A 15,869-nucleotide genomic window follows, 5' to 3' on the forward strand; every position below is an offset into this window, starting at 1 on the left:
CCGCAGTCGCCGCGCTGATGCTGTTCGCGACCGGTACGGCCTCAGCGCAGGAACCGACCGTCCCGGTCACGCTGCGGCCCGCCGTCGATCGGCCATCCACCCGGTTCGAGGGGTGGGGCACCGCCCTCGCCTGGTTCGCCAACGTCACCGGCGGTTGGCCCGATTCCGAGCGCCAGCGACTGGCCGACCTGCTCTATGGTCCCGACGGGCTCGGCTGGACGATCGCCCGCTATAATATCGGCGGCGGAGACGCACCGGAAACGCCGCCCTATCTGCGTCACGGGGCGGCGGTGCCCGGCTTCTGGCGGCGCCCCGCCGGGGCCACCGGCAAGGATTGGTGGCGCGCTGACGACGAAGCGATGTGGGACTGGTCGCGCGATGCCCATCAGCGCTGGTGGCTGGACGCGATCCGCCTCCGGGTGAAGCAACCGATCTTCGAGGCATTCTCGAACTCGCCGCCATGGTTCATGACCATATCCGGCCGCGTGTCGGGCGCCGAGCGACGAACCGACGACAATCTGCGCGTCGGACAGGAAAAGGCTTTCGCCGCCTATCTCGCCCGCGCCGTCGATGAGCTTCAACGTCGCCACCACATCACCTTTCGCACGCTGTCGCCGGTCAACGAGCCGAACACCGATTACTGGTATTCGATCAACACGCAGGAAGGCGCGCATTGGAGCCCCGCCCGTCAGGCGGCGATGATCGACGCGACCTATTCTGCGCTACAGGCACGCGGCCTAAAAACGACGATCGCCGCGCCCGACGAAACCAACTCGCACCTGTTTCTGGCCGATTGGGCAGCCTACCCTCCGGCGACGCGCGCGCGGATCGGCCAGATCAACGTCCACAGCTATGGCACGGTACACCAAACGGCGGTGCGCGACGCCGCAAGGGCGTCCGGCATCCGCCTGTGGATGAGTGAGAACGACGCCCCGCTGGACAAGGACCCGGAGGATTTCGTGGGCATGGCGTCGCCGCTCGCCTTCGCGGAACATGTCGTGGCCGATCTCAAGCGACTCGAACCTGCCGCCTGGATATTCTGGCAGGCGGTCGAGCATCTCAGCACGCTGAACGGTGGTGCGGGATCGAACTGGGGTCTGGTCAAGGCTGACCTGAGTGCCGGGCCGACGGGCGCGCACGCGATCCATGTGACCCGCAAATACTGGGCCATGGCGCAGTTCAGCCGGTTCATCCGTCCGGGTTATCGACTGGTGCCGGTCGACGACCTTGATACGGCGGGTGCTTTGTCGGCCGATGGCCGGACGCTCGTGATGGTCCATGTCAACGCCGGCCTGAACCCGCGCCGCCTGACCCTGCCCACCGGCTGGCGCGCGCAGATGATCGTCACCGACGCCACCCGCACAGTCGCCTGCGTCGCCGGCAACACCGCCCCGCCCCGCGCAATCGTTACGCTGATCCTGCGCCGCGGCGCCTATCGAGGACGATGCGACAGCGTTTCCTGACCGCGCTTTCACCATAACCGGATCAGAACAGTTTGCGCACGCCGAGCCTGATGGAGCGTCCCATGGGATCGGTATAGGCGCTCTGAAACCGGTTGGGTGTGTCGCCGATACGATCGCGGACATCGACGCGGTCGTTCAGCAGGTTTTCGACCGTCAAATTCAGCGTCATCTTTCGCGCCCAGGGGCGGCCGACTACTTTTTCCGCGTCGAGTGAGCCGTATGCGACCAACCATGTCCGTCCCGAAAACCGCAGGTCCGACGCGGCCAGATCGTTGCGCACGCGTGTCGCTCCCTGCAACCGTGCGAAGACGCCCAGATTGACCGCCCCGATCATGCCGCCGACATTGCCCTCCACCTCCCAACGGGACCGCCCCCCGGTGCCGGTCAAAGTCGCGCCGTCCAGCAGATTCAGCGTCGGCGACCCAGGTTGCAGGATCAGGCGATTGTCGAGCCGCCATGTGGTCGTCAGAAAGACGAACAGGCTGGGACGTTGTTTGGGCGGTTTTGGCGGCGGGGCGTCCTTGAGCGGCACGACGGCTTTGTCGGACGGCGGCGGTGGCGCCCGCCCGATTGGCGTCCACAGGTTGACGGACACCCTCAGTTTCCGCTCGTCCTCGCGTGCGATGTTGACGGGCCGCAGATCGGCCTGGATGAGCGAACCGGATGGATCACGGAGAAAATGCCCCGGAAACGCAGCCTGAAAATCGCTCGTCGCGCCGCCCAGATAGGCGGTCTGATCGGATATCTGCGTATCGAAATAATCGAGATTTACCCGAAACTCCTTGTCGCGCATCGGCTGCCACGCGACGCCCAGTGTCGTCACCCGGCGCCGCTCCGGCGAAAGATCGGGATTTCCACCGCTGAGCACCGTCACCAGAGCGCTTGCTCCCGTCGTGAAATCGAAGAACGGCACGTTCAGCGACGTGAAGACCGGGTTCGTTAGCAGCGCGATCGGCGGCGGTGTCCGGGCATCGTTGATCGTCGCGTTGAACTGGACACCCCGGATCGGCGTCCAGTTCAAGCCGTAGTTCGACGTGACCAACCGCCCATAATTCGACACGCCCGATATCCCCAGCGTGCCGTTCGCCGACAGGCGCCCCATAAACGGAAGGACGTCCTTGTCCGGCGAAGTGATCGGCACGTCGATATTGACGCTGGCCCCCCTGGTCGTTCGTTCAAGGCGCAAAGGCTGATCCGCCATCCCATCCTGCCTGCCGCTGCTCGTCGATCGCGCGAAGTCGGTCGTCATCGTGACCGTTGCCTCCCCGGCAGGAAGGCGCAGGACCGGTCCGTTCGCAACGGCCTCGCCAACCACCGTGTTCGTCGTCGTATGGCTGTCGTTGCGGATGCGCCGCGACAGGGCGGCGGCATCCGGCGACATCAGCGGATCGCCGCCCGCTGCGATCGCCGCCTGCAACTGGTCCACCGATATACCCTGATCCGTCAGGGCACCGCTACGGTTCCGGTCGTAGGTGGTCGTCACGTTCCACGTCCAGCGACGATAATCGCCCTGAAGCGTCCCCGAGCCATGCAGGTTCAGATTGGTGGTTCGCTGCCTGAGCAAAGTACCGGGCAGATAACGATAGAGAAGGACCTCATCGGCGAACGGCAGCCCCGGATTGCCGCCCGGCACGCGCAACAGCGCCGGTGACAGACCGTTCAGACCCAGACTGCGCTGCGCCTCCATCGTCAGGTTGAGCGAACCGCTGATCTTGCCGTCCAATGGTGCCGCGACCGTTCCATCGACGCGGAAAGTGTCCGAACGTGGCTGCAACGTGCGATAAGGGCCGAGGTCCGTCGTTGCCAGCCCCTCATTATCGTAACTCGACAGCAATTGTCGGACAGCAGGGTCGGTCGGAACACCCGCCTGCAGCATCGGCCGCCCCGCGATCTGGTCGAGGCGCGGATCGAGGCTGCCGCTGTTCGTCCCCGTGACATTCCCTTGCAGGGCGAACAGAATGTCGGGATCGGGAACGATGTCCCGCTGGCTCTGCAGGATGCGGTTCTGGCGGAGGTGCGAGGCGCTCAACGACGTACGACGCGGTCCGTCGATGCGCGTCGATATGATTTCGGCATAGTTGGTCGCGCCGCCGCCCTCGGTCGACGTTCCGCCCAGTTGCTGCACCGCGACCGACCGGAACTGCTTCCTGGTGATAAAGTTCATCACGCGAACGGTCGGTGGAAATCCGAAGCGTACCGCATCCTGCTCGGGCAGGATCTCCGTGCGCTCGATCGCTTCGGGCGGGATATCCTGCATCTCGCCGAAACCCGAAACCCGCCGCCCGTTCAGCAGAAGCACCGGATCGCCCCCACCGGACGACGTGGACAACGGCTTCAGGCGCTTCATCAGCTCCGTCAGACTGGTCGCGCCCAATGCCCTGATGTCGTCCGGACCCAGAACCGCGATCGGATCGACGTCGCGGATGGCCGATCCGGGGATGCGACGGCCCAGAACGACGACCTCGTCATCATTGCCGGTCGCCTCCTGTCTGGCCCTGTCGATCGGGCCGGTCGCGGAGGGAATGTTATCCTGCGCCGCGAGCGGCAACGGGATGGCGACGATGCCTAATGACCACGCCCATAACGACCGCGTTCGCCCGGAACCGGCGATTGCATGATGACCGATACGGTGATTGCAACGAGCAGGATCATACACTCACCGTCTCTCCCACGACATCGACCGATCCCGATCGCTGCTTTCGCCAATGATCTTGGTAAGATTGCGGCAATCGAGTCCCCGGTCGCGACTTGGCGAGCAAAATGGATCAAGATGCCGGTCGTCTCCCGTTGCCGTTCTGAAAGGAAGCGATCGATGACCCCCACGCGCCGTCACCTGCTGGCCGCTGGCGCTGCCCTGCCGCTGGCCGCACCGATATCGGCGCGCGCCGAACCTTCCGCCGCCGATCGCATAGCCCGGCGCATACGGATGCCCCGTATCCCTCGCCATCGCGAAAGCGTGGCCGCCCATGGTGGCAAGGGCGATGGCCGCACCGATTGCACTGCTGCGATCGCCGCCGCCATCGCCGCCTGCGTCGCGGCCGGTGGCGGGCAGGTCGTACTGCCGCCGGGCACCTGCATGACCGGGCCGATCCGCCTGCGATCGCGCGTCGCGCTTCACGTGCCGGCCGGCACCGTCCTGCGCTTCATCCCGGAATCCGAGCGTTACCTGCCGCCCGTTCTCACCCGGTGGGAAGGGGTCGAGTTGATGGGCTATCATCCGCTGATCTACGCGCTGGACGAAGAGGATGTGGCGGTGACCGGCGGCGGGACGATCGACGGCGGGGCCGACGATCGCCATTGGTGGCCATGGAAAGGCCCGTGGAACGGCCGCTATGACGACACCCCGGAACGCGAGCGGCAAGCCACCGACCGCACCCGCCTGTTCGCCATGGCAGAGGCAGGTGTCGCGGTCGGCGAGCGGGTATTCGGGCGGGGCAGCCGGTTGCGTCCGCCGCTATTCCAGCCCTATCGATGCCGTCGCGTGGCGATGGAGGGCGTGACCGTGAACGGATCGCCCTTCTGGCTGCTTCATCCGGTCGCCTGTCGCGACGTCACCTTTCGCGGTGTCACGTGCGCCAGCCATGGCCCCAACAACGATGGCTGCGATCCGGAATCCTGCACCGATGTCCTGATCGAGGATTGCATCTTCGACACCGGCGACGACTGTATCGCGCTGAAGGCCGGTCGCAACGCCGATGGCCGGCGGCTCGCGATGCCGTGCGAGAATGTCGTGATCCGCCGCTGCACGATGCGGGAGGGACATGCCGGTGTGGCGATCGGCAGCGAGCTGACCGGCGGCATCCGTCACGTCCATGTCGAGGACTGCATGATGAACAGTCCGTCACTGGCGCGGATGCTGATCGTCAAGACCAATGGCTATCGCGGCGGGATCGTCGAGGATATCCGGTTGCGCCGGATCACCGTGGGCCATGTCGAAACCGCGCTGATCCAGTTGTGGATGATCTATGAGGAAGGTGATGGCGGCACGCATGTCCCGGTCATCCGCGATATCGGTATCGCCGACTGCACCGTCGGCGACGTCGGCCGGGTGCTCGCCATCGTCGGGCGCCCCGACAGCCCGGTGACGAACGTCCGGATCGATCGACTGCGGCTGAAAAAATCCGCTCGGCCGTCGTTCGCCGATGGCATCCGAAACCTGTCGATCACCGATACGTCGGTCGATGGTCGGCCGTTCGGAATATCCGATGTCGGATCGATGCGGTCGATCGACGTGCGCTGCGACAAATGGGCTTTCTGCCGGTGAGGCTATCGCCCGAAGCGGTCGATTTGATCGGCCGACGCCTTCACGATAGACGCCGCAGGGTCGGTTAGAGGGTTAGAGGCATGTCGAACGGTTCGGACCTCGGATGGTCTGCAGAAGGCGGCGTACCCACCATCACCGATGTGGCGATCGCGGCCAGCGTGTCGGTCAGGACGGTGTCGCGCGTCATCAACAACTCGCCCAAGGTCAATGCGGAAACCCGCATCGCCGTGCAGCGGATCATCGGCGAGATGGATTTCACCCCCAGCGCGCGGGCGCAGGCCCTGGCTTCCGGCAAGTCGCGACTGATCGGCGTGATCCAGGGGGATGAAAATGCCCATGTCCTGGGTCGCGTACAGCACGGCATTGCCCAGGCATGCGCGCCATCCGGTCATGAGTTGCTCGTCCACCCCACTTCGCTGTCCGGTGACGCGCTGATCGACAATGTCCGGGCATTCCTCCGCCGGTCGCGGGTCGATGGCCTGATCGTCCTTTCGCCGACATCGGAGGACTTCACGCTCGCCGCGACGATCCGTCGATTGCGGGTGCCGGTGGTGGCGCTCGCGTCCTGTCCGATCGACGGGTATGCAGCCATGCTGATCTCGCGCGACCGCGACGGGGGCGGTGCGGTGGGGGCACATCTGGCCGGTCTGGGGCATCGCCGGATCGCCGTCATCACTGGCCCTTCCGGCCGGTTGTCGTCGCTGGAACGCGTGAACGGCCTGCGCGCCGAACTGGCACGCCGGGACATCACACTTCACCCCGGTATGATCGTCGAGGGCGACTATACCTTCGCGTCCGGTCACGAAGCCGCGGAACGACTGCTGTCGCAACCGATCCCGCCCACGGCGATCTTCGCGTGCAACGACCTGATGGCGGCCGCCGTGCTGAAGGTCGCGTCAAATCGCGGTGTGGACGTGCCGTCACAGCTTTCGGTCGTGGGCTTCGACGGCACCGATCTCGCGACCATGCTGACGCCCGCGCTGACCACCGTCCATCGACCGATCGCCGATATCGCCCGGCACGCCACCGACGTTCTGCTGACGATGATCGGCGCCGGCCCGGCCGATCGGTCGACGCCGCTCCATGAATTCTTCGATCTGACCTTCACGCTGCGGGAATCCACCGCTCCCCCCGGATCGCGCGCGATCGCCTGAAACCGACCAGCGCATCGTCGTCGAGCGAACACGAGCGCCTACCATAACAATCATCGATCGGAGGATGTCATGACGACCAGACGCGGACTGATTCAGGGCGGTGCCGTCGCCATGCTGGCCGGCGCCGCTGCCGATGCATCGATCCGGACGCTGCCGACACCGAATGGCGCGGGTCGGGCATTGAAGGTGCCGCCCCCCGCCCGCTTCACCCCCGACTGGGCCTCGCTGACGGCGGGCTACAGTACCCCGGACTGGTTCCGTGACGCCAAATTCGGGATGTGGGCACATTGGAGTGCGCAATGCGTACCCGCCGCCGGTGACTGGTATGCGCGCGACATGTATCTTCCCGGCACGCGCGCCTATGCCCACCACCTGAAGCATTATGGCCATCCATCGGACGTCGGCTTCATGGAGATGCAGAACCGGTGGAAGGCCGAGGCCTGGGACCCGGCCCGCCTGCTCGATCTGTATCAGCGGGCCGGCGCGCGGTATTTCATGGCGCTGGCCAATCACCACGACAATTGCGATACCTACGCGTCGTCGCATCATGCGTGGAACACGACCCGCATCGGCCCGAAAAAGGATATCATCGGCACCTGGGCGCGGCTGGCGCGGGAGCGCGGCCTGCGCTTCGGCGTGTCGAACCATTCCGCCCACGCGTGGCACTGGAACCAGCCTGCCTATGGCTATGATCCGGAGGGAACGCGGGTCGGCCAGCGTTACGACGCCGATCGCCTGACGGCGGCACAGGGTCGCGGCAAATGGTGGCAAGGACTGGACCCGCAACAACTCTACACCGGTCGCCAGATGCCGATGCCCGACGGCATCCGGACGATCGCCGAGGCGAACGAGTGGCACGAGGGCACAGACCGGTTGTGGAGCGAAGGCGTACCGGCGAATGACGGCTTCGCGAAGAACTGGTTCCTGCGCTGTCGCGAACTGATCGACCGGTACCGGCCGGACATGATCTATTTCGACAATTTCGATCTGCCGCTGGAGCAATACGGTCTGGATATCACCGCCTATTATTACAACCAGTCGATGCGGTGGCATCAGGGCAGTCTCGAAGCGGTGGTGACGGCGAAGACCACGCCTCCGCAGCGCCGGATGGGGATCGTCGACGATGTCGAACGGGGCGGGAAGAACTATATCGAACGGTTCCCGTGGCAAACCGATACCTGCCTCGGCAACTGGCATTACGATGCCGATCTCTACGAGCGCGGCGGTTACAAATCGGCCGCGACGGTCATGCATACGCTGTGCGATGTCGTATCGAAGAACGGCAATCTGATGCTGTCGGTCCCCATGCGCGGCGATGGCACGATCGACGACAAGGAGGAACGGATCGTCGAGGATATCGCCGACTGGATGGGACGGTTCGGATCGGCGATCTACGGCACCCGCCCCTGGCGGCGATACGGCGAGGGACCGACCAGGGCGAATGCCGGCCTGTTTTCGGAAGGCGGTCCGATATCCCCCTATGGCGCCCGCGATATCCGCTACGTCACGAAGGGAGACGATCTCCACGCCCTGATCCTCGGCTGGCCGGACGATGGCGTCGTTCGGCTGACGCTGCTCGGCAGCGGCAATCCCACGTTGCGGGGGCAGGTTCGGCGGGTAACACTGCCCGGCAGTTCGGAACCACTGTCCTTCCGCCGCACGCCCGACGCGCTGGAGGTGACGTTGCCGCCGGCGGCCCGTCACCCGATCGGCGTCGCGCTGGTTCTTTCGGGCGACAAGGTCGGTGCATGATCGATCGTTGAGCGGGCTGCGTTCGGCATCCACCTCCGCCGGCACGCATCGAGCGGCTGTCGCACGCCATGGGAACCGCTATGCACCGGCGACATGTCGATCACTTGTCGGCATCCTGCAAAGGAACCGGATCGTGCGCGCCTGCCAAACCCTGATCGTCGTCCTTACCCTGCCCGCCGCCGCGCTGGCGCAAAGCTCGACAGATCAGGCACGCGCCATCGCCGGCGATCCGCCATCGGCATCGCAGCGACTGACGCTGGCGGACCTGCCCCGCCCGACGGGCAAGGCGACCGCGCTGTTCGACGGACGCAGCCTGACCGGCTGGCAGCCATGGCTGGGTTATGCCGATCCTGCCGTCACCTATCGCGGCGATCCCGGCAGCAAGCCGATCGGCACCGGTCGCGATACCAGCGGCGATTTCGCCGTGCGACGGACGGACGGCGCGCCAGCCATATGGATCAAGGGCCAGACGTGGGGCAGCCTGGTGCAGCGCGACGACCTGCGCGACTATCACCTCCGGCTCCAATATAAATGGGGCGCGAAGACGTGGCCGCCGCGCATCGGCCAGCCACCGAATAACGGCCTGCTCTATCACACGCACGGCACACCCGGAGACGTGTTCGGCACGTGGCAACCGTCGGTCGAATTCGAGATCATGAAGGGTTCGACCGGCATGGCCGTCACCGTCGGCACCAGGGTCCGCGCCCGCACCACCGTGGCGTTCGATCCCTCACTGATCGCGCCGCACCTTCGGTTCCGGGTCGGCGGCCGCCCGATCGATATGGTCAACGGCACCGCGACCTGGAATGTCGAGGCGGCCACCGATGCGGAACGGCCGATCGGCCAGTGGAACACGCTCGACCTCTACGTGCTCGGCGACCGGGCCATCCACGTCGTCAACGGCGTGCCCGTCGCCGACGTGCGCGACCTCGCCACCATTGCGCAGGACGGCACCCGCCAGCCGCTGACCCATGGCCAGATCCAGCTGCAATCCGAAGGCGCCGAGACATGGTTCCGCGCCATCACCGTCGAACCGATCCGCACCCTGCCGCGCGTGATGGTCGCCGATTAGAGCGACCGCGCTCAGGTGCCGTGGCGCGCCTGAAACAACCGGCCGCCTTCGACCAGATAGACGATGCCAAGCACGACGATGCCGATGCCCAGATAGCCGATCGCGAGCGGCCATGTCGTTCCGTTGTACGACTGGCCGATCACCGATCCCACCACCACCGCCCCCACGCTGGTGATGAAGCCCTGGATCGAGGATGCGGTGCCGGCGATATGGCCGACCGGCTCCATCGCCATCGCGCCGAAATTCGATCCGCACAGGCCGATGCACGTCATGCTGAGCGCCTGGAACAGCATATACGTCACCAGCGATTCCCGACCGGCGGCGATCACGAGAAGGTGCAGGATCGACAGCCCGATTAACGCCAACAACGCCGATTGCGAGATCAGGCGCGTCCCCAGCCGCTCGACCAGCCGGCTGTTGGCGAACGACGCGCACCCCATCGAAAACGCGCAGATCGCGAACAGGATCGTGAACCGCTCGCCGGCATGGAACTCGTCGACGAAGATCTGCTGCGCCGAGGATACGAAGGCGATGATGCCCCCGAACGTCATCGATGCCGCCACCGCATAGCCGGCGGAAAAACGGTTCGTCAGCGTCAGCCGATATGCCTGCTTCAGCGCCATCATCGACAGCGGCGAGCGCCGGTCGACCGGCAGCGACTCGCGCAAACGGAGCACCGTCCACGCCAGCACGAACGCCGCGAACCCGGCCAGTGCATAGAAGATGAAGCGCCACGGCCCGAACGCCAGCAACACCTGTCCCAGACTGGGCGCCATGATCGGCACGAGGAAGAAAATCATCTGCGCCACCGACAGCGTGCGCGCCATCTGCCGTCCCGAATACCGGTCGCGCACGATCGCGACCGCCAGCACGCGGGTCGATGCCGACATCAGCCCCTGCAACACGCGCGCGCCGAGCAGGCCGGCAAAGGTCTGCGATCCCGCCGCGAACACGCTCGCCGCCACGAAGCCCACCAGCGTGACGAGCAGGATCGGTCGCCGGCCATAACGATCCGCCAGCGGCCCATAGACAAGCTGACCGGCCCCGAAACCCAGCATGTACGCGGTGATGATCCACTGCCGGTGATTGGCCGTGGCGATGCCGAGCTGATGGCCGATATCGGCGAGCGCCGGCAGCATCAGGTCGACGCCCAGCGCGTTGACCGCCATCAGCGCCGCGATAAAGGCGACGAACTCCCCCGGTTTCATCGATGCGTGGGTGGCATGGTCGTTCATCGCTTCCGCCTAGGGTGATGACGCGCGCATTGCCACCCGTCATCCGTCACCGGATGTGAGGTCCGGACGATCCGTTGCGTCTTGAGATAGCTGGTCAGGCCGCCTGCAACCGGTCACCGTCGACAACGCCGTTTACGCCCAAGGATATCGCCATGATTCGTCCCCTGCTGATCTCCACCATGATGCTCGCATCAATCCCCACCGCCGCGGCGGCAGCGACACCGGCCGAGGAACGTGCCGCGATCGATGGACAGATCGGCAAGGATTATCCGGCGCTCGACGCGCTCTACCGCGATCTCCATGCCCACCCCGAAATGGGCTTTCAGGAGACGCGCACCGCCGCCGTACTGGCGAAGCGGATGCGCGCGCTGGGCTTCACCGTGACCGAAAAAGTCGGCCGGACCGGGCTCGTCGCGCTGTATCGCAACGGCGCCGGTCCCACGCTGCTGGTGCGAACCGAACTGGACGGCCTGCCGATGGAGGAGGAGACCGGTCTTCCCTATGCCAGCCGTGCCGAAGCGACATTCGAGGGCAAGCAGACCTTCGTCGCCCATAGCTGCGGTCACGACGTGCATATGACCGCCTGGATCGGCGCGGCGCAGGCGCTGCTGGCGATGAAGGACCGGTGGAAGGGTACGCTGATGTTCGTCGCCCAGCCCGCCGAGGAACAGGTCAGCGGCGCCGCGGCGATGATCGAGGACGGCCTGTTCACGCGCTTTCCGAAGCCCGATCTGGGCATCGCCGTCCATGTCGGGTCGAACGAGGTGGGAACGGTGATCGTCAAGGACGGCATCGTCAGCTCCAATTCGGACTCGGTCGAGGTGGTGTTCAACGGCCGCGGCGGACACGGGTCCATGCCCAGCGCGACGATCGATCCGATCGTCATGGGCGCCCGCTTCGTCACCGACGTGCAGACCGTCATCAGCCGGCAAAAGGACGCCAACGCGTTCGGCGTCGTCACCGTCGGTGCGTTCCAGGCGGGGACCGTCGCCAATATCATCCCGGACAAGGCGGTCGTGAAGCTCAGCCTGCGCTCCTTCGATGCGGATGTGCGGAAGTTGCTGCTCGACGGTGTGACGCGGACGGCACAGGCGTCGACGACGATGGCGATGGCGCCGGCACCGACGATCACCCGGCTCCACGGCACGGCGGCGGTCGTCAACGACGATACGCTCGCCGCCAGACTGGCCACCGCCCTGTCGGCGGCCGGCGGCGACCGGATAAGGCATGTTCCAGCGAGCCAGCCGGGCTGGTCGGCCAGCGAGGATTATTCGGCCTTCATCGATGCGGGCGTCCCCTCTGTCTATCTGACGATCGGCGGATACGAGAAGGAGCGGCTGGCCGATTGGGCGAGCAAGGGCCAGCCGGTGCCGAGCAACCACTCCCCCTATTTCGCGCCGGACCATGATCCGGCGATCCGCTCCGGCATCCGCACGCTGACGCTGGCGGCGCTGACGTTGCTGCCGGGCTGAGCCAGCGCTTGCGCGGAGCCGGCCGGCCCGGCAAGGCGGCGGCCATTCATGCACAGAGGGAACGGACGATGGCGAAACGATTCTGGGCACAGCTGATCGAGATGGACGAAGAGATCGCACCGGCCAGCATCCCCGGCTGCACCGACCACGAAAGCGCCGCCGATACCCTAGTCACCGATTTCGTCGGGGCGATGGGCGGCGAGATCACCAGCGGCGCCGTCCGGGTCTGGATCGACGGCGGCGGTCAGGAACGCATCTATGACTGGAGCGCCGAATTCGAGATGCCGGACACCAGCGATCTGGGCGATGACGAAGACATTGAAGTAGAGGGCGAAATCGTCCTGACCGAACGGGTCAACCGGGCCTGAGTTTTTTGGGGGTTGGCCCAAAACCACGTCTTATCCCTCATTCTCCAATCGGCCGGCGACTCTTTAGAGCACAGCGGGCGCTCAGCGGCGCCAGACGGCCGGTTGCGCAGCCAGATAGGCGTCGATGGCGGCGGCAATGCGCTTGTCGTCGCCAATCGATGGATGGGCATGGCACCCGCTGAACGCCAGCCCGGTCACGGGGACCAGCCCGACCCGGCGGTCGCCGGCCGATCGCAGCTTGGCAACGACCTTACCCGCCTCGCGCAAGATTTCGCCATCGGCCAGATCGGTCGCCCACAGGACGATCTGCGCGCGGGGGTTTGCCCGGCGCAGTTCGCGGACGAACGCCACATAGCGCCTGACATAGGCGGCATCGAGCGCCGCCAGGTCCGGCCATGGCTCGCCGGCTTTTAGCGGGGTCGAGAAATCGTTGGTGCCGAGCGCGATCACGATCACCTGCGGATGCCATCCGGCCGGCGCCGCGCGAACGCTGCGATCGAACAGCGCAAAGGGGTAGGCGATCGGCAGCGTATCGGCGGCGAACCCATCATAGTTGCGCACCACGCCCCGTCCCGAAATGGCGTTGACCGCATAGTCGGCATCATATTGCCGCCCGAGCAGGCCGGCGATCCCTCTCGACGTATCGGTGGTCTGCCACACCTCGCTCTCGGTGCAGTCCCGCTTCGTCGCGGTGTTGCCATAGCCGACGGTATGGGAGTCGCCGATGAATTCGATCCGGCGCGCGCGGGGCGATGGCGGCGGCAGGGCGCGGGCACCATCGGCCGGATAGAGTCCGCCGAATTGGGTCGGCGCCGACTGGCTCTCGCTCGCCACCTCGACACGCACGACATGACGGCCGGGGGCGAGGCCATCGACGCGGTATAGGCCGGGCGCGGGCTTCACCAGATCGCCGACCGCCACGCCATCGACCAGGACGTGAAGCCGGACATCCCCCGTCCCGACCTTCAGCAAGGCGGCGCTGCCCCGGAATGCCGCCTCGAAATAGGTGCCGGGCCATTGCCGTACCGCGTTGCCGTCACGCTGCACCGCACGGCCGCCGACGTGCATCTGCAACGCGGCGGCGGTGACGCGGGCATCGGGTGCGGGCGCCAGTCGCGGGGCACCGGTGGCGGCGGTGGTCAGGGCGATCGAGGCGAGGATCGCGATACGCAGGGTCATACGGGGTCCTTCAGCCATCCCGGCAGTTCGTCACGCGTCAGATAGCGATCCGATGCATAATAGCGACGCAGCAGTTCCGGCGTGTTCTGGTCGGCGCCGGTCAGCCAGCGGGTGTGCCAGGTCATGAACCACAACCAGTCCGCCTCCGCCCCCAGCAGCGCAGGGTCCGGGACCGGCCCGTTTTCATGCAGGCAGATGGGCAGCGTATCGCCGACGATGCGTTTCACCTGCGCGAACATCGGCGCCAGATTGCCGTGATCGGCCGCATAGATATCCGCCCCCGCGATATCGACCGTGGCACGGCCGGGATACCAGGCGGCATCGACATTCTGCCCCGCCCAGCCCAGCACCCAGATCAGGTTGTCGAGGCCGTGCATCCGCGTGAAGCGATCGTACATCAATCGCCACAGCGCCTTGAACGCCGCCGGCCCATGCTTGCCCCACCAGAACCAGTCGCCGCTGAATTCGTGCAAGGGACGCCACAGCACCGGCACGCGGGCATCACGCAGGCGGCGCAACAGTACCGCCACCTCGTCCATCTGCACCAGCATCGCCACGTTCTGCGGCGTGCCGGAACGCAGCGCGGCGATCAGGTCGAAATCCTTCTTCGAGTTCTCGTATCCCGCGCCGATGTCGGGCGCGCCCCAATGCCAGCATAAGGTGACGATGCCGCCTTTCCGCGACCAGTCGATCGCCCGCGCGTTCACGGCGTCGTTGTCCGCGGGATCGATATAATCGAGGCCAAGAATTGCCGGCAGGCGTCCCGTTACCGTTTCCAGATAATCGAGTTCGGCATGCGGGTTCGGCGGCGCCGATCCCTGTTCCTGCTGACCGGTCAGCGTCTTGCGACCGTATTGGCTCCACAGCCACGCATATAGTCGCCGGGCCCCGGCGGACGCGCGCGCATTCGATAGCGACGGCATCGACCGCGCGAGCGCCGGCGCGGCAAGGCCCATGGCGGCACCGCCAATCATTGCGGTCCGCCGCGTCAAACCGGTCATGCCGTCGTCTCCAAGGGATAATCGCGATCGATCGATACCGGATCGATCGCACTTTGCTACAGGGCGATGATGATGCAGCTATCCGGCCTGTTCCGCTATCCCGTCAAAAGCGTTCGCGGTCATTCGCTGGCCGGGGCCATGGTGGAGCAACGCGGGATCGCGGGCGACCGCCGCTGGATGCTGATCGATGCGAACGGCCGTTTCCTGACAAGGCGCCAGTTCCCGGACATGGCCTTGCTGGACGTGACGGCGGGCGACGATCATATCGTTTTCGATCATCCACGACGGGGACGGTGCGAGGCCGCCATACCCGGCGGCGATGCCGAGACGACCACCGCCAGCGTCTGGCGCGACACCTTGTTGGTGCAACTGGGCAATCCCGCCGCCAATGCCTTTCTGACGGCGGCGCTCGGCCGACCCGTGCGACTGGCCTATCAGCCCGACGACAGCCTGCGTCCGATCGATCCGGCATGGTCGCGGCCGGGCGAGCATGTCAGCCTCGCCGACGGGTTCCCGCTGCTGGTGACGACGGAGGCATCGTTGGCCGCGCTCAACGAACGCCTCGCGACACCCGTCACCATGGCGCACTTCCGACCCAGCATCGTCATTGCCGGTGCGGAGCCGTGGGCGGAGGATCGCTGGCGCCACATCCGCATCGGCGGGGCGATCCTGCGTATCGCCAAACCCTGTTCGCGGTGCATCATCGTGACGCAGCAGCCGCTGACCGGCGAGCGGCTCGACGGCAACGAACCGCTGACGACCCTGCGGGCGATGGGTCATGCCGGCACGGGCGGCGTCATGTTCGGCCAGAACGCCATCCCCGACCGGACCGGCGTGATCCGGGTCGGCGACGAGGTGGAGGTGCTGGAAGAGGGGGCCGGCAACGTCTGACCCTGCCCCCTCCCCGCT

The 15,869-nt window shown here is 66.0% G+C and carries 12 protein-coding genes; 8 read left to right on the forward strand and 4 right to left on the reverse strand.

From position 1 onward, the window contains the following. Positions 1-17 precede the first annotated feature (17 nt). The gene (locus tag JAO74_RS09260; RefSeq protein ID WP_199037242.1) at positions 18-1,463 is read left to right on the forward strand and encodes a glycoside hydrolase; all 1,446 of its coding nucleotides are present in this window, start codon (positions 18-20) and stop codon (positions 1,461-1,463) included. A gap of 22 nt (positions 1,464-1,485) precedes the next feature. Here the strand turns inward: JAO74_RS09260 and JAO74_RS09265 are convergent, their stop codons facing one another. Next, the gene (locus JAO74_RS09265) at positions 1,486-4,011 is read right to left on the reverse strand and encodes a TonB-dependent receptor (RefSeq protein ID WP_233150826.1); all 2,526 of its coding nucleotides are present in this window, start codon (positions 4,009-4,011) and stop codon (positions 1,486-1,488) included. A gap of 264 nt (positions 4,012-4,275) precedes the next feature. On the opposite strand from JAO74_RS09265, the gene JAO74_RS09270 reads away from it, so the two are divergent. The 4 genes from JAO74_RS09270 to JAO74_RS09285 all read left to right on the forward strand — a co-directional run bounded on the left by JAO74_RS09270 (position 4,276) and on the right by JAO74_RS09285 (position 9,705). Beyond that, the gene (locus JAO74_RS09270; RefSeq protein WP_199037244.1) at positions 4,276-5,727 is read left to right on the forward strand and encodes a glycoside hydrolase family 28 protein; all 1,452 of its coding nucleotides are present in this window, start codon (positions 4,276-4,278) and stop codon (positions 5,725-5,727) included. A gap of 80 nt (positions 5,728-5,807) precedes the next feature. Then, positions 5,808-6,881, forward strand: a complete 1,074-nt coding sequence (locus JAO74_RS09275; protein WP_199037246.1) for a LacI family DNA-binding transcriptional regulator — start codon at positions 5,808-5,810, stop codon at positions 6,879-6,881. Between the two features lie 69 nt (positions 6,882-6,950). After that, on the forward strand, positions 6,951-8,633 hold the full coding sequence (locus JAO74_RS09280) for an alpha-L-fucosidase (protein WP_199037248.1): 1,683 nt from the start codon (positions 6,951-6,953) through the stop codon (positions 8,631-8,633). A gap of 133 nt (positions 8,634-8,766) precedes the next feature. Then, positions 8,767-9,705, forward strand: coding sequence for a 3-keto-disaccharide hydrolase (locus tag JAO74_RS09285; RefSeq protein ID WP_332908771.1), 939 nt, complete (start codon positions 8,767-8,769; stop codon positions 9,703-9,705). 11 nt (positions 9,706-9,716) lie between these two features. On the opposite strand, the gene JAO74_RS09290 is transcribed toward JAO74_RS09285, so the two are convergent. Next, complete coding sequence (locus JAO74_RS09290) at positions 9,717-10,940, reverse strand: multidrug effflux MFS transporter (protein WP_416194297.1); 1,224 nt, start codon at positions 10,938-10,940, stop codon at positions 9,717-9,719. A gap of 152 nt (positions 10,941-11,092) precedes the next feature. Between JAO74_RS09290 and JAO74_RS09295 the strand changes: the two genes are divergently transcribed. Together JAO74_RS09295 and JAO74_RS09300 are read left to right on the forward strand one after the other, a co-directional pair. Beyond that, on the forward strand, positions 11,093-12,412 hold the full coding sequence (locus JAO74_RS09295) for an amidohydrolase (protein ID WP_199037250.1): 1,320 nt from the start codon (positions 11,093-11,095) through the stop codon (positions 12,410-12,412). 68 nt (positions 12,413-12,480) lie between these two features. Further along, positions 12,481-12,780, forward strand: a complete 300-nt coding sequence (locus JAO74_RS09300; protein WP_056528550.1) for a hypothetical protein — start codon at positions 12,481-12,483, stop codon at positions 12,778-12,780. A gap of 81 nt (positions 12,781-12,861) precedes the next feature. On the opposite strand, the gene JAO74_RS09305 is transcribed toward JAO74_RS09300, so the two are convergent. Then, positions 12,862-13,959 (reverse strand): SGNH/GDSL hydrolase family protein, encoded by a 1,098-nt coding sequence (locus JAO74_RS09305; protein ID WP_199037253.1) that lies wholly within the window; start codon positions 13,957-13,959, stop codon positions 12,862-12,864. Further along, positions 13,956-14,960, reverse strand: coding sequence for a glycosyl hydrolase (locus tag JAO74_RS09310; protein WP_199037255.1), 1,005 nt, complete (start codon positions 14,958-14,960; stop codon positions 13,956-13,958). The genes JAO74_RS09305 and JAO74_RS09310 overlap by 4 nt, the downstream gene beginning before the upstream one ends. A gap of 66 nt (positions 14,961-15,026) precedes the next feature. Here JAO74_RS09310 and JAO74_RS09315 point away from each other — a divergent pair, with 66 nt between their 5' ends. Further along, positions 15,027-15,851 (forward strand): MOSC domain-containing protein, encoded by an 825-nt coding sequence (locus tag JAO74_RS09315; protein WP_233150827.1) that lies wholly within the window; start codon positions 15,027-15,029, stop codon positions 15,849-15,851. The last annotated feature ends 18 nt before the right edge of the window (positions 15,852-15,869 follow it).

Origin of the sequence: Sphingomonas mollis (genome assembly GCF_016427505.1) — a bacterium.
Classification (GTDB): Bacteria; Pseudomonadota; Alphaproteobacteria; order Sphingomonadales; family Sphingomonadaceae; genus Sphingomonas; species Sphingomonas mollis.